This window comes from Marinobacter sp. ES-1 (assembly GCF_000475255.1).
Classification (GTDB): Bacteria; Pseudomonadota; Gammaproteobacteria; order Pseudomonadales; family Oleiphilaceae; genus Marinobacter; species Marinobacter vinifirmus.
In genome coordinates, this window is sequence record NZ_AXBV01000049.1 from 22,745 (window position 1) to 37,056 (window position 14,312).

Genomic DNA, 14,312 nt, shown 5'->3' on the forward strand with positions numbered 1-14,312 from the left:
GCTCAGGCCTCCTGAAAGGTTTGATCGAAGAAGTCATTCAGCCGCACCTGGGCGGTGTCGCGTACGGCTTCTACCGGAATTTGCTCGACCAGCTCGTTGATGAACGCCATGGTCAGCAATACGTTGGCCTGCCGGCGACCGATGCCTCGGGAAACCAGGTAGAACACGGAAGTTTCATCCAGCTGGCCAATGGTAGCTCCGTGGGCGCACTTGACGTCATCCGCGTAGATTTCCAGCTCCGGCTTGGTGTCGATCTCGGCACCGTTGGAGAGCAGCAGGTTCTTGTTGTTCATATCCGCGTTGGACTTCTGGGCGTCCTGGTGGATATGAATCCGGCCATTGAATACTGCGTGGGACTGGTCCGCAGCAATGTTGCGGTAGGTCTCTTCGCTGTTGCAGTGGGCGGCTACGTGGTCAATGGAGGTGTGGTTGTCGTAGTGCTGTTTACCCTGGGTAACCACCACTCCATTGAGCTTGGTTTCCGCGCCTTCGCCTTCCAGGCGAACCTGCAGGTCGTGCCGGCGCAGCGGGCCGCCGAAGCCTACGCAGTGGCTCTCGAAGCGGGAGTTGCGCTGTTGCAGTACGCCGGTAGCGCCAATGTGCTGCACGGTTTCGCCTTCCATGGTCAGGCGAATGCTGGTGATGTTGGCGCCATCAGCCAGCTGGAATTCGGTAACGGTATCAACCAGGGCCGCAGAATCGCCTTCGGAAACATAGGCTTCCACCAGCGTCATCTGGCTGTTGGTGCCGGCCTCGACAAAAATGCGCGGGAAGGCAGAGCCGTTCCGGGTAGCTGCGGTTTCATGGATGATGAACAGCGGCTTGTCCAGCACGGCGTTGGCGCCAAGGCGAATCAGCAGGCCGTTTTCAAAGCGGGCGCTGTTGATCTGGGCAAACTGCGTTTGCTCCGCATCGAGGGTGCTGCCAAGCTTCTGTGCCAGGGCGCTGGCGTCGTCCGCATCCAGGTCGCTGAAGTGCTGAACGCTGATGCCGCCCTGGTCCGGGTACTGGCTGTCGGCGCGGTTGATTGCGCCGTTATTGAGCACAATCCGGTAGCCGGGGACGTCCAGGTTGCTGGCCTTTTCAGTGGCCGGCAGGGTGGCGGCCATGTCTTCGGTCAGCTTCAGGTACTTGCTGGAGTATTTCCAGTTTTCGGTTTTCCGGGTCGGCATGGGCATGTCGGCCAGTGCTGCGGCCCGCTCGTTACGCACTGCCAGCAATGGTTCCGGCAGGGATTGCCCGGCCGGCTGCAGGAAAGCGCCGGAAAGCATAGGTACAGATTTCATTCCGCGGCCTCCTGATCAGTTGCTGGTGTCTTCGTCTTTGATGCCCAACCAGCCGTAACCTTTCTCTTCCAGTTCCAGGGCCAGTTCGCGGCCGCCGGATTTGACGATTCTGCCGCCGGCCAGTACGTGCACGTAATCCGGCACGATGTGGTTCAGCAGGCGCTGGTAGTGGGTCACCATCAGGATGGCGCGGTCTTCGGCACGCAGGGCGTTGACGCCGTTGGATACGACTTGCAGGGCGTCGATGTCGAGGCCGGAGTCGGTTTCATCCAGAATGGCCAGTTTCGGCTGCAGCAGCAGGGCCTGCATAATTTCGTTACGCTTTTTCTCGCCACCGGAGAAACCTTCGTTGACGCCGCGCTTGAGGAAGGCCGGGTCCAGGTCTACCTGCTTGGAGACTTCCTTCGCCAGCTTCATGAACTCGGCAGCGTTCATTTCTTCTTCGCCCCGGTGCTTGCGCATGGCGTTTACGGCGGTGCGCAGGAACTGAAGGTTGCTTACGCCGGGGATTTCCACCGGGTACTGGAATGCCAGGAAGATGCCTTCCCGGGCGCGTTCTTCGGTTTCCAGGTCCAGCAGGTTGTCGCCGTTGAGGGTGACTTCGCCGCTGGTGACTTCAAATGCGTCGTTGCCTGCCAGAACCTGTGACAGGGTACTCTTACCGGAACCGTTCGGGCCCATGATGGCGTGAACTTCCCCGGCTTTGATCTCCAGGTTGATGCCTTTGAGGATTTCTTTGCCCTCAACGGAGGCGTGCAGGTTTTTGATGCTCAGCATTTGTACGCTTCTCTCTTTTTAACCGTCTGAATTCTTTGCCCCACCCTGGAGTTTATATCGCTAACCTCGACGCTGGGTGGATCAGCCCTCAGGCAAGCCCTTCCGGGATACGCTGTGAATACGTCCCTGTACGCTCGACAAAATCATCCCTGATTTTGACGATCCCGGAAGGGCTTGCCCGAGGGCTTCCGCGAAACTTGTTTATTTGCCGTCTTACCTAACTTCAACTGCTTTAATTGTCGTAGTGCCCGCCTGATGTCTGCGGCAGCGAGCCGGAAAGTACCACCCGGCTTGCTGACCCCCACCAAGGCCAGCGGGGCCATAAAGATTAGCCCACGGAACCCTCAAGACTGACTTCCAGCAGCTTGCCGGCTTCCACCGCAAACTCCATCGGCAGCTCTTTGAACACTTCCTTACAGAAGCCGTTCACGATCATGGACACCGCCTGCTCCGGGTCGATACCACGCTGACGGCACAGGAACATCTGCTCGTCGCTGACCTTGGAGGTGGTGGCTTCGTGTTCAACGATGGCCGATTTGTTCTTACTTTCGATGTAGGGGAAGGTGTGGGCGCCACAGCGGTCGCCGATCAGCAGCGAGTCGCACTGGGTAAAGTTACGCGCGCCTTCTGCACCCGGACCAAACTTCACCAGGCCGCGGTAGGCGTTGGAGCTGCGGCCGGCGGAGATGCCTTTGGAGATGATGGTGCTCCGGGTGTTTTTGCCCAGGTGGATCATCTTGGTGCCGGTGTCGGCCTGCTGGTAGTTGTGGGTGAGGGCGACGGAGTAGAACTCGCCTACGCTGTTCTCACCGCGCAGTACGCAGCTCGGGTATTTCCAGGTGATGGCGGAGCCGGTTTCTACCTGGGTCCAGGAGATCTTGGAATTTTTGCCGATGCAGGCGCCGCGCTTGGTGACGAAGTTGTAGATGCCACCTTTGCCGTTTTCGTCGCCCGGATACCAGTTCTGTACGGTGGAGTATTTGATCTGGGCGTCGTCCAGGGCGACCAGTTCTACCACCGCTGCGTGCAGCTGGTTTTCGTCCCGCATGGGGGCGGTGCAGCCTTCCAGGTAGCTCACGTAGCTGCCTTCTTCGGCGATGATCAGGGTGCGCTCGAACTGGCCGGTGTTGGCGGCGTTAATCCGGAAGTAGGTAGACAGCTCCATGGGGCAGCGAACGCCCTTCGGGATGTAAACGAAGGAGCCGTCGGAGAATACGGCGGAGTTCAGGGCGGCGAAGTAGTTGTCGCCGGCCGGCACTACGCTACCCAGGTATTTCTTCACCAGTTCCGGGTATTTCTGCACCGCCTCGGAAATGGGGCAGAAGATCACGCCGGCTTTTTCCAGCGGCTCTTTGAAGGTGGTGGCTACCGAAACGGAATCGAACACGGCATCGACCGCTACGCCGGCCAGCTTGGCCCGTTCGTGCAGGGGGATGCCCAGTTTTTCGTAGGTGCGCAGCAGCTCCGGGTCGACTTCGTCCAGGCTCTGGGGCATGTCCTCTTTTTTCTTGGGCGCGGAGTAGTAAGAGATGGCATCGTAGTCGACCTTCGGGAAGTCTACGTGGGCCCACTCCGGCTCGTCCATCTCCAGCCAGCGACGGTAGGCCTTCAGGCGCCATTCCAGCATGAATTCCGGCTCCTGTTTGATCTCGGACAGGCGGCGGATTACGTCTTCGTTGAGGCCGGGCTCGAAGGTGTCGGATTCAATCTCGGTCACGAATCCGTGTTCGTATTCCCGTTTGATCAGCTCTTTCACCTCTTTATCGGTGGTCGCCATGATCGTCGCTCCGTAATTCTCTCATCTGGGGCTTGGTGCCTGAGTGGCGGGGCAGGGCTCTGTTGGCCTGGTTTCCCGTTGTTTCTGGCGAGTGATTATACAATACCAGAGTAATTTAGTCAGGTATTAAATCGGTCGATCAGGGATTATACCTTAATCGGCCCTCAGGGCACTAAGGGCCGACCGAAGGCGGGAGGTCAGCTGTGGGCAGGCAGGATGCGGGTCAGGTAGCTGAACTGTAGGGATTCCGGCAAGCCTTCGGGCCTGGGGATGCGCACAAAGTGGCCGCTGCCCGGTGCGTATTCCATGGCTTCGCCGTTGCGGTTTTCCATGGAACTGGCGCTGAAGCGAAGGTTGCCGGCCGGGGTGATCAGTTCCAGCTGGTCGCCCGGTGCGAACTTGTTCTTCACGTCGATGGTGAGCCAGCGATCATCGGCGTCGCTGATGGTGCCGACCACCTGCTGGGTGCCCAGATAGGACGAGCCCTGTTCGTAGGACTGGTATTCCTGGGGCACGTGCCGGCGTAGGAAGCCTTCGGTGTAGCCGCGGTTAGACAGCGCTTCCAGTTCATCCATCATGTGCATGTCGAAGGGCTTGCCGGCCAGGGCGTCGTCAATGGCCTTGCGGTACACCTGGGTGGTGCGGGCCACGTAGTAGGTGCTCTTGGTGCGGCCTTCGATTTTCAGGGAGTGCACGCCCATGTCCACCAGTTCCGCCACATGCTGGATGGCACGCAGGTCCTTGGAATTCATGATGTAGGTGCCGTGTTCGTCCTCGTAGGCGGGAATGAAGCCGCCCGGTCGGTTCGGCTCTTCCAGCAGGATTTCGCTGGGTTCGAAGGTTTCCACGCTGTCGGCAGAGGTGGCAATCAGGTCGCCGGTCTGGTCGTGGCTGTGCTGCACCGGTTTGTAGTTCCAGCGGCAGGCGTTGGTGCAGGCGCCCTGGTTGGCGTCCCGGTGGTTCATGTAGCCTGACAGCAGGCAGCGGCCGGAGTAGGCCATGCACAGGGCACCGTGCACGAACACTTCCAGTTCCATTTCCGGCACTTTTTCGCGGATCTCGCGGATTTCATTCAGGGCCAGTTCCCGGGACAGGATCACCCGGTTGATGCCCTGGCGGCGCCAGAACTCCACGGTGGCCCAGTTAACCGCATTGGCCTGCACCGACAGGTGAATGGGCTGGTCCGGCCAGTGTTCCCGTACCAGCATGATCAGCCCGGGGTCCGACATAATCAGGGCATCTGGCTTCTGTTCCAGCACCGGGGCAAGGTCGCGCAGGTAACTGCGCACCTTGTCGTTGTGGGGGGCGATGTTGGAGACCAGGTAGAACTGTTTACCCAGTTCGTGGGCCCGTGCAATCCCTGCCCCCAGGGCTGCAACGTCTTTGAAACTGTTGTTCCTTACTCTCAGGGAGTACCTTGGCTGGCCGGCGTATACGGCATCGGCACCGTAGGCAAAGGCGGTTTCCAGGTGTTCGGGGGTGCCGGCGGGAGCGAGCAGTTCCGGGAAAGTCATGGTGTCTCCGGGTTTGTTCAGGAAGTCGATGGCTGCAGGTGGGCTATTATGGAAAGGCTGCAGTTTTCCACAAACGGGTGGTTGTGCCATTGATCTCGCTCAAAGGTCTTATTGATCACTTTCGGCTAACATGTGTACGCTGATGGAGTTTGCAGATTGGGCCAGCATCAAATGGCAGGAGGAACCAGCATGGCATCAGAGCCTGTAAGGCCTGAAAATTCAAAGCGTTCCCTGAGCATTCGGGTGAGTAAGCTGATCCGGGTTCAGTTGGAACGGGGAAAGGTAGGTGTGGAAACGGTGGCCGGGCAGTTGAATATGAGCCGCTACACCCTGCACAAAAAGTTGCGCGAAGAGGGACTGACGTTTGCAGCCTTGTTGGAGCAGGTGCGCCGGGAGCAGGCGCTGACTTACATGAAGGATAAAACCAAGCCGCTGGTAGAAATCGCCGAACAGCTTGGTTTCTCGGAGCTGAGTGCATTCAGCCGGGCGTTCAAGCGCTGGATGGGCACTCCGCCGGCTGAATACCGCTCGCTCAGGCTGTCCTGATCACACCTTCTTGAAGATCAGGGTGGCGTTGGTGCCGCCGAAGCCGAAGCTGTTGCTCATCACCAGTTCCATGTTCTGATTGTCCATGCGTTCACGAACGATGGGGTAGCCTTCGGCACCTTCATCCAGGTTCTGGATGTTGGCAGACGGGGCAATAAAGCCTTCCCGTTGCATGATCAGGCTGTAGATTGCCTCATGCACGCCGGCGGCACCCAGGGCGTGGCCGCACAGGGGCTTGGTGGAACTCAGTGGTGGAATCTTGTCACCGAAGGTTTCCTTCAGGGCTTTCAGCTCGGTTACGTCGCCAGCCGGGGTGCTGGTGCCGTGGGTGTTGATGTAGCTGATTTCGCCGTCGATGTTGGTCATGGCCTGTTTCATGCAGCGAATGGCGCCTTCACCGCTGGGTGCAACCATGTCGGCGCCGTCAGAGGTAGCACCGAAGCCGACCAGTTCGGCCAGGATGGTGGCACCGCGGGCTTCTGCGTGTTCCAGGGATTCCAGTACCAGCGTGCCGCCACCACCGGAGATCACGAAACCGTCACGGTCTGCGTCATAGGTGCGCGAGGCCTGTTCTGGTGTGTCGTTGTACTTGGTGGACAGTGCGCCCATGGCGTCAAACATCAGGCTCAGAGTCCAGTGGATGTCTTCGCCACCGCCGGCCAGCATCACGTCCTGGCGACCCAGGGCGATCTGGTCAGCCGCGTGGCCGATACAGTGGGCACTGGTCGCGCAGGCAGAGGTAATGCCGTAGTTGATGCCGGTAATGCCGAACGCCGTGGTAATGGACGCGTTGATGGCGCTGCCCATGGTGCGGGGAACCCGGTAAGGGCCTACCCGGCGAATGCCTTTGTCGCGATGGGTGTCGATCGCATCCAGCAGTTCCACGGTGGACGCGCCACCGGTGCCGAATACGGCGCCCGTGGTGTTGGCACGCAGCTGCTCGTCGGTCAGGCCGGCCTGCTCGATGGCTTCTTTGGCTGCCAGGTAGCAGTAGCCTGCCGCCGGGCTCATAAAGCGCCAGATCTTGCGGTCGATCAGCTCGGACAGGTTCAGGTCGATCTTGCCTGCAACGTGGCTGCGCAGGCCGTTGTCCCGGGCTTCCTCGCTGAAGGCAATACCTGAGCGGGATTCACGAAGGGACTGGGCGACTTCTTTCTGGTTGTTGCCAAGGCTGGAGACAATCCCCATGCCGGTAATAACTACGCGACGCATCGTTCTAACTCCTAAAAGTCATCTGTAGAGGTGAACAGGCCAACCCGAAGGTCCTTGGCGGTATAGATTTCCCGCCCGTCCACTTCCATGCGGGCATCCGCAATGGCCATGGTCAGCTTGCGGCGGATGAGCCGCTTGATATCCAGGTAATAGGTTACCTTTTTGTTGTCAGGCAGAACCTGACCAAAGAATTTCACTTCGCCGGCACCCAGTGCCCGGCCCTTGCCTTCGCCACCGCTCCAGGCCAGGAAGAAACCGACCAGCTGCCACATGGCGTCGAGGCCCAGACAGCCTGGCATTACCGGATCGCCTTCGAAGTGAACCTTGAAGAACCAGAGGTCCGGGTTGATGTCCAGTTCTGCCACCAGACTGCCCTTACCGTAAAGGCCGTCATCTGCGCCCACGTGGGTAATGCGGTCGACCATCAGCATTTCATCGATGGGCAGGCGCATGGCGCCAGGGAATAATTCGCCATGGCCGCAGCGGATCAGGTCTTCTTTGTCAAAGTGATCAGGGTACATGTTGCCAGTATCTCTGTTGCAAAATGATGTGCTGATACTTTAGCGCCTGAATCAGAAACGGCTATTGACCTTTAGTGGATGATTGCCGCAAACACCCCCGTTTTTGTGCCTGAAACCCTGCCACTGGCGTTGATGCTCATCAAGGTACCCGGGTACAGGCCTGAGCCGCTCAGCCTTCCCGACCGTCTGCCCTGGGCCGTGCCAGAATGCCGGCATAGCGCACCAGGAACAGCCCGTAGGCAATCACCCATAACAGGGTGCTGGTGCCAATGCCCGGGTGCCACGGGATGATGCTGAAGGCAGTGAGCACCCGGATGACCGCCGCCAGCTGAATGGCGACGAACGCCAGCACCATCCCCTTCGGAAGTTTCAACGGCCGGCCGGTATGGCCCAGGGAGACCCGGGCAATCACGCCCAGGATCAGGCAACCGACAGCACCTGCGCCTGCTGCGTGGCTCCAGGCGTTGGAGGGCCAGCCTGCGACCAGCGAACCGGCCAGCAGTAACAGCGCTACCGGCACCCAGAGAATAGACAGGTGCAGGATCCACAGCAGCGGCTCGGAGCGCGCCAGCCAGCCTTTCCAGTTATACAGGCGAACCAGCATCAGCGCGGCGGCAACCACGGCGATTACGGCCGCCAGGGTTTTCCAGCCGGTTACCAGGGATGCCATCAGCAGGATCATCGAAAACAGGGCGGCCATATCCAGCCCCGGAATCATTTTCACCGCCTCGGCGTTGCCACCGCGCTGACGCAGCCAGCCGGCAGTGAAGGCCGGCGTGATGCGGCCGCCGATGATGCTGATCAGCGCCAGGGCCATAATCAGCGCGCCGTAGCTGAAGGACATATCCAGCCGGGTAACGAAACCGACCTGCATCAGCCACAGCAGGCCCAGCACCACCATGATCATAGCCTGGCGTTTCTGGCGGGCATGCCATACTCGCCATCCGGCATCGATCATCACCAGTGGCAGAAAAGCCAGGTTAACGCCCTGAACCACCCAGTCCGGCAGGTTTCCACCCAGGGCCAGCAGCAGGCGGCCGGCCAGCCAAACGCCCCAGAGCAGCGCCAGGGGAAGGCCGTGGGTGCGTTCTGTTTGCGTCCAGACACACACGGCGGTCAGCAGAAAGCCGGCAATGGCCGCCGACAAAAACCCGAACAGCATTTCATGCTGGTGCCAGAACAGGGCAGGCATGGCCAGTGGTAACTGCAGAACGCCGGTGACTTCCAGAACCCAGACCGGTATGGCCACAAGGGTCAGTACCGTCATAGACAGGAAGAAAATCCGGAATGGATAGGAAAATAACTGGCTGACGCTGGCGGGTGCCTGGTCAGCGGAGGTGGGTATGGCCTGCATGGAGATCTCCCAAATACATACATTTCAGGTATATGTTAAATCTGCGTGCCTGTATTAACCATACCTGCTTGGGGGTAGTTTGCGTACAATGGCCGCAAATCTCTTGTAACCGAAGGAACGTCCATGTCTTACACGATTCTGAAACACCTGCACATGACCACAGCCTACCTGACAATCACGCTGTTTGCGCTGAGGTTGCTGCTGGATGCAGTCGGCCGGCCAGGCTGGCGCCAGACGCCGCTGCGGTTCATTCCCCACATTAATGACACCATTTTGCTGGTGGCGGCCATTTCCCTGCTGTTTGTGGCGGGCTATGCCTCGGCCATGCCGGGCTGGCTGATTGCCAAGATCATACTGCTGTTTGGCTATATTGTTGCCGGTGTGTTTGCCCTGAAAGCCACGCTGGGCAAGCCGGCCCGCATCACCGGTGCCGTACTTGCCCTGGTCCAGGTCAGCGCCATCTTCCACCTGGCCATGGCCAAGCCGTTCTGAATCAGCGCTTCTCGCTGACCTGCTTCGTCAGTTCCTGCAGCTGTTTCTGGACAGCCTGGAGCTGACGGGCAATCTCATCCCGTTCGTCGTGGGCCTTCTGGGCCTGCTTGGCGTTCTGTTCCTCGCTCATCACCTCCAGAATTGCCCCGATCATCATGTTCAGGAATACAAACGCCGTCAGGAAGATAAACGTCAGGTAGTAGATCCAGCTCATGGGGTAGGCTTCCATGGTGGCGTACATCACGTCGGTCCAGTCCTCGAAGGTGGCAACCCGGAACAGGGTGAGCATGGAAATGGCCACATCACCCCAGAGTACTTCGTCTACGCTGGCAAAGAACATCGAGCCCATGGCGGCGTAGATGTAAAAGATGATGAACATCAGCAGGGCGATGTAGCCCATGCGCGGAATGGCTTTGAGCAGGGAATTGATCAGAAAGCGCAGTTCCGGTACGACGGACACCAGTCGCAGCACCCGGAATACCCGCAGCAAACGGCCCAGCAGCACGGCTTCGGAGTTGTCCAGCGGGATCAGGCTGCCGATCACGACCAGGGTGTCGAACAGGTTCCAGCCGTCCATCAGGAACCGGCGCTTGACCGGGCAGGCGGCGAAGCGAAACAGGATTTCCACCAGGAAGAACAGCGTGATGGCGTTATCAAGAACAGTCAGGGTCTGTTCAACCAGCGGCGGAAGTTCGTAGGTTTTTGCGCCGATGGTCAGGGCCGAGAGAATGATGATGGCAATCACAACGCCCTGAAACACCTTGCTCGATTCAATGCGTTTCAGTTGATTTAAACTACTTGTGGGAGTTATGTCCACAGACATCGTTCAGGCTCCGGATTAGGTTGGCGCGGCAATTCTAATCATCCGGAGCAGCGGGTGGTAGCTCTGTGACGGCGGTTTAATCCGCCAGCTGAATAATCAGCTGCCATTCGACCTCGCTCACCGGCATCACAGAGAGCCGGTTACCCTTGCGCACCAGCGGCAACTGCTCAAGCCCTCTCAGGTTCTTCAGGCGATCCAGGCTGATCAGTTTTGGCAGCTTGCGAACAAACTGCATGTCGACCGCCTGCCAGCGGGGATTGTCCGGAGTACTTTTCGGGTCATGGTAGGGCGAGCTGGTGTCAAACTGCTTCGGGTCCGGATAGGCGCTGCGGGTAACCCTGACAATACCGGCAATGCCGATGTGCTTGCAGCTGGAGTGGTAGATGAACACCTCATCTCCCTCTGCCATTTCCCGCAGAAAGTTGCGGGCCTGGTAGTTGCGTACGCCGTCCCAGGGAATCGCTGTGTCCGGGGCGTGGGCAAAGTCATCAATGCTGCATTCGGAGGGCTCGGTCTTTACCAGCCATTTGCTCACGGGGTCGACTCCTGAAAGGGATTTTCCGGAGTATACGAAAAATGTCGGTCAGGTGCCGGTGTGCCTGGTTTGATCAATCCCGTTCAGGCCGTTTTCTTGTATTCTGAGGTAAGTGGACACCGGAGGATGTATGACATTTCTTGAGCGTTGGTCTGGTCTGTTGGGTGGTCTGGTTGCCGTGCTGTTGCTGGTTGTGGTTTGGCAGCTCGTTAAAGAAGGGGAAAACTTGGAAGCCCGGGATGCCCGTGGCAGAACGCCCCTGATTGTGGCGGCGGAGGAAGGGCAAGCCAGGCGGGTGCGCGAACTGGTGGATAAAGGCGCGATAGTCGACGCCGGCGATGACTGCAACTGGACCGCCATGATGCGGGCCGCTTCCCGGGGGCATGTGGATATTCTCGCCTACCTGCTGGACCAGGGGGCGGACATCGACCACAGGGAAAAAACCGGATACACCGCCTTGATGGGGGCGGTCATTGCCAACCGCCCGGAGGCAGTGCAGTTATTGCTGGAGCGCGGCGCAAACCCGGATATCCAGGAGCAGGAAAAGCATCAGACCGCGCTGATGATGGCGGTCCGGAACCGCAACCCGGCACTGGTGAAGTCGCTGCTGGAGGCTGGAGCCGATACAGAAATGGTCAACAAAGAGGGCAAAAGTGCCAGGGACCTGGCGCTTGAGGCAAGCGCAGAAACCGGGGCCCCGGCTCAGCAGGTGCTCAGGGAACTGGGTTGCGAGCCGGCTGGCGACTGACAGAACGCTGATAAAGCAGCGATAGTTGTACCGCTACGCCGGAAAATGTCAGAGCCCAGGCACCTGCTGCAAGCCAGAGCAAGCCGGGCTGGCTGAAGGGTAACGGGCCCGCCAGGTATCGGCACACGCCGGCGAGGGCGATCAGTACGGCAATAGCCAGAACCTGCCATGCTGGCGGGAAGCGCCGCCGGGCCCGCTGCCAGGCCAGGCGCAACATCACGCTGCAGGACAGGGTGCCGAGTGCCCCAACCGCAATCAGGTGCAGGGCAGGCAGCAGGGCGTGGCCGGTAACCAGGTGCACGCCGGTAACCGCCGCCCCGACCGCCAGCCAGAGGTAACCCAGGGCCAGTACCAGCAGGTCCGGGCGGTCGGTACAGTGCCAGAGTTTCCAGCGGGCCACCCGAACGATAATCAGCAGGCTCGCGCCCAGCAACAGCAGGCCAGCCAGTTTTTCAGTAGCGGTAAACAGAATGCACACCATGGCGAGGGGCAGAATCGCCAGTAACCAGCCTTCAATTAATGGCTGAACCCGGGCTTCCAGCGGTGTGCCTTTCTTCTCCAGGGTGCCGGCCACCGCCGGCGCGATGATGCGCCCGCCCATAAACGTCATCAGCAACAGCAAACCGATGATGGCGGTGTGCAGAAGCGTGCTGGCGGGTGGAAAGGGAAGGCCTGCGCGCACCAGGAAGTAAACCAGGGCCATAAGACAAAGCGCCAGAATCAAGGGGCCGGCAACCTTGTTACGCCACTTCTTGGCGGCCTGGAAACGGGGAACCACGTAGCGGGCCAGTAAAAGGGCAAAGGCCGGGCTGAGCAGCTGGCTGGCCAGCCAGTCCGGTGCCAGCAGCCAGCTGAGCCGGGCCGCGAGCCAGAGCCCGAACAGGGGGGCGAGGATTCGCCAGGGCTGGGGGCCGAGGGTGTAGCCGGCAATTAGCGCCAGGGCAAAGCCGAAAACCAGCTCGTGGCCATGGCCGGCGCCAATCAGCCCGGGCGGCCAGCCGGTGCCGGACAATACGGCGAACATAGACAGGGGGACGACCAGCGCGGCCCACAAGGCGGCAGCAGGAAAGAATAGCCAGAATGCGTGCAGGGGCTTGCCAGCCACGTTGAACAGACCTCGGTATGGGTTCTGGTTGGAAGGCGCCGCAGGTTACCGGGGCCAGAACCGGAGTTTATACCGTGTAGGGCAGCACACCAAAATAGATGGCGCTGAAATGGCAGGCGCTGCCGCCGATCACGAACAGGTGCCAGACCGCATGCATGTAGGGAATGCGATCCGCCAGGTAGAACGCCACGCCGGCTGTATACACAATGCCGCCGGCAATGGTCAGGTGCAGCGCGGCCTCGCTGAGGCTGGCGACCAGGTCAGACGAGGCAAAGGTAATCAGCCAGCCCATGGCGACATATATGCCTACTCGCGCCAGTTTGAAGCGGTTCTTGAAGATGACTTTCAGTACCACACCGGTCAGGGCCAGCGACCAGATCACCGCAAACAGCGTCCATCCGGTTGTGCCGCGCATGTTCACCAGCAGGAACGGCGTATAGGTGCCGGCGATCAGCAGGAAAATGGCACAGTGGTCCAGTGTCTTGAAAAGGGATTTCAGCTCCGGGCGGCGAGCACCGTGGTACAGCGCAGAGGCCATGTACAGCAGGATCAGTGATGCACCGAATACGCTGAAGCTGACAATCTTCCAGGTGTCTCCCATCTGGCTCGCGCCGGCAATCAGGGCAATGGTTCCGATAACACTCAGAATGGCGCCAAGGCCGTGGGTTGCGCTGTTGATCCATTCTTCTATTCTGAAATGGGCGGACTCCGATGTTGCTTCGGGGTGGTTCATGCTTGCTGTCATCCGCGCTGGCCTGTGTTCGCTGAAAGTATAATGCAGTTCAGCGTACATGTGTACGCAAGTGTTTGCCATGACCATCCTGTGACCATGTTCAGAAAATCTGAACGAGCTGCCGGAAATCTTCCGTTTTCGTCTTTTGCTTCTTGCCGTTACGCTAGTACCAAGTTTTCAAAATCAAGGGGATTGTTCCGATGGCAAAAGTTCTTGTTCTTTACTATTCCATGTACGGCCATATCGAAACCATGGCAAACACCATTGCCGAAGGCGCCAAGGGCGTTGAGGGTGCCGATGTAGTGGTCAAGCGAGTGCCGGAAACCATGGACGACCAGGCGTTTCTGAGCGCAGGTGGCAAGGCCGAGCAAGATGCTCCGGTAGCCAGCCCGGGTGAACTGGCAGATTACGATGCCATCATCTTCGGCACGCCGACGCGCTTCGGCAACATGGCGGGCCAGATGCGCACTTTCCTCGACCAGACCGGTGGCCTGTGGGCTGAGGGCAAGCTGCACGGGAAAGTGGGTAGCGTGTTCACTTCAACCGGAACAGGCGGCGGTCAGGAGCAGACCATTACCTCATTCTGGACCACCCTGGCCCATCACGGCATGGTGCTGGTACCTCTGGGTTATGGAATTTCGGAGTTCTTTGATATCTCTGAAGTGAATGGCGGCACGCCTTACGGCGCCTCGACCATCGCCGGCGGTGACGGTTCCCGTCAGCCCAGCGAGAAGGAACTGGCCATTGCCCGCTTCCAGGGCAAGCATGTTGCAGAACTGGCAGTGAAGCTGCACGGCTGATTTCGAAGTAGCAAGCGTTGACTCAGGTTTGGGCGGCGGGCTGAAAAGTCCGCCGCCTTTTTTGTTTGCCCGGCGAAGCCGGCAAACCC

15 protein-coding genes are annotated in these 14,312 nt (G+C 59.4%); 4 read left to right on the forward strand and 11 right to left on the reverse strand.

The genetic code is table 11. The features are described from left to right. Positions 1 to 2: 2 nt before the first annotated feature. The 4 genes from sufD to yegQ all read right to left on the reverse strand — a co-directional run bounded on the left by sufD (position 3) and on the right by yegQ (position 5,354). The gene (gene sufD / locus Q668_RS09045) at positions 3 to 1,286 is read right to left on the reverse strand and encodes a Fe-S cluster assembly protein SufD (RefSeq protein WP_022989291.1); all 1,284 of its coding nucleotides are present in this window, start codon (positions 1,284 to 1,286) and stop codon (positions 3 to 5) included. Between the two features lie 15 nt (positions 1,287 to 1,301). Beyond that, complete coding sequence (sufC, locus tag Q668_RS09050) at positions 1,302 to 2,063, reverse strand: Fe-S cluster assembly ATPase SufC (RefSeq protein ID WP_022989292.1); 762 nt, start codon at positions 2,061 to 2,063, stop codon at positions 1,302 to 1,304. Positions 2,064 to 2,391: 328 nt separating this feature from the next. Next, on the reverse strand, positions 2,392 to 3,840 hold the full coding sequence (gene sufB, locus Q668_RS09055) for a Fe-S cluster assembly protein SufB (RefSeq protein WP_022989293.1): 1,449 nt from the start codon (positions 3,838 to 3,840) through the stop codon (positions 2,392 to 2,394). A 197-nt stretch (positions 3,841 to 4,037) separates the two neighbouring features. Next, positions 4,038 to 5,354, reverse strand: a complete 1,317-nt coding sequence (yegQ, locus tag Q668_RS09060; RefSeq protein WP_022989294.1) for a tRNA 5-hydroxyuridine modification protein YegQ — start codon at positions 5,352 to 5,354, stop codon at positions 4,038 to 4,040. 189 nt (positions 5,355 to 5,543) lie between these two features. Between yegQ and Q668_RS09065 the strand changes: the two genes are divergently transcribed. Beyond that, positions 5,544 to 5,900 carry a helix-turn-helix transcriptional regulator gene (locus Q668_RS09065; RefSeq protein ID WP_022989295.1) on the forward strand — a complete coding sequence of 119 codons (357 nt, stop codon included), beginning with the start codon at positions 5,544 to 5,546 and terminating at the stop codon, positions 5,898 to 5,900. On the opposite strand, the gene fabB is transcribed toward Q668_RS09065, so the two are convergent. The 3 genes from fabB to Q668_RS09080 form a co-directional block, all read right to left on the reverse strand. Next, entirely contained in the window at positions 5,901 to 7,112 is a 1,212-nt protein-coding gene (fabB, locus tag Q668_RS09070; RefSeq protein WP_022989296.1) for a beta-ketoacyl-ACP synthase I, read from the reverse strand. Between the two features lie 11 nt (positions 7,113 to 7,123). Beyond that, entirely contained in the window at positions 7,124 to 7,633 is a 510-nt protein-coding gene (fabA, locus tag Q668_RS09075; protein WP_022989297.1) for a bifunctional 3-hydroxydecanoyl-ACP dehydratase/trans-2-decenoyl-ACP isomerase, read from the reverse strand. Between the two features lie 169 nt (positions 7,634 to 7,802). Further along, entirely contained in the window at positions 7,803 to 8,987 is a 1,185-nt protein-coding gene (locus tag Q668_RS09080; protein WP_022989298.1) for an NnrS family protein, read from the reverse strand. Between the two features lie 123 nt (positions 8,988 to 9,110). On the opposite strand from Q668_RS09080, the gene Q668_RS09085 reads away from it, so the two are divergent. Continuing rightward, a complete protein-coding gene (locus tag Q668_RS09085) occupies positions 9,111 to 9,479 on the forward strand; it encodes a SirB2 family protein (RefSeq protein ID WP_022989299.1) in 369 nt (122 codons plus the stop codon). A gap of 1 nt (position 9,480) precedes the next feature. Here Q668_RS09085 and Q668_RS09090 read toward each other — a convergent pair whose 3' ends face one another. Further along, positions 9,481 to 10,302, reverse strand: a complete 822-nt coding sequence (locus Q668_RS09090; RefSeq protein WP_022989300.1) for an ion transporter — start codon at positions 10,300 to 10,302, stop codon at positions 9,481 to 9,483. Positions 10,303 to 10,378: 76 nt separating this feature from the next. Then, positions 10,379 to 10,837: an EVE domain-containing protein gene (locus Q668_RS09095; protein WP_022989301.1), complete on the reverse strand. Its 459-nt coding sequence runs from the start codon at positions 10,835 to 10,837 to the stop codon at positions 10,379 to 10,381. A gap of 130 nt (positions 10,838 to 10,967) precedes the next feature. Between Q668_RS09095 and Q668_RS09100 the strand changes: the two genes are divergently transcribed. Then, the gene (locus Q668_RS09100; protein WP_022989302.1) at positions 10,968 to 11,585 is read left to right on the forward strand and encodes an ankyrin repeat domain-containing protein; all 618 of its coding nucleotides are present in this window, start codon (positions 10,968 to 10,970) and stop codon (positions 11,583 to 11,585) included. On the opposite strand, the gene Q668_RS09105 is transcribed toward Q668_RS09100, so the two are convergent. Both Q668_RS09105 and trhA read right to left on the reverse strand, forming a co-directional pair. After that, a complete protein-coding gene (locus Q668_RS09105; protein WP_022989303.1) occupies positions 11,551 to 12,690 on the reverse strand; it encodes an NnrS family protein in 1,140 nt (379 codons plus the stop codon). The two genes, Q668_RS09100 and Q668_RS09105, sit on opposite strands and share 35 nt — an antisense overlap. Before the next feature lie 67 nt (positions 12,691 to 12,757). Continuing rightward, complete coding sequence (gene trhA / locus Q668_RS09110; protein WP_052009696.1) at positions 12,758 to 13,423, reverse strand: PAQR family membrane homeostasis protein TrhA; 666 nt, start codon at positions 13,421 to 13,423, stop codon at positions 12,758 to 12,760. A gap of 200 nt (positions 13,424 to 13,623) precedes the next feature. On the opposite strand from trhA, the gene wrbA reads away from it, so the two are divergent. Next, on the forward strand, positions 13,624 to 14,223 hold the full coding sequence (gene wrbA / locus Q668_RS09115) for an NAD(P)H:quinone oxidoreductase (protein WP_022989305.1): 600 nt from the start codon (positions 13,624 to 13,626) through the stop codon (positions 14,221 to 14,223). The last annotated feature ends 89 nt before the right edge of the window (positions 14,224 to 14,312 follow it).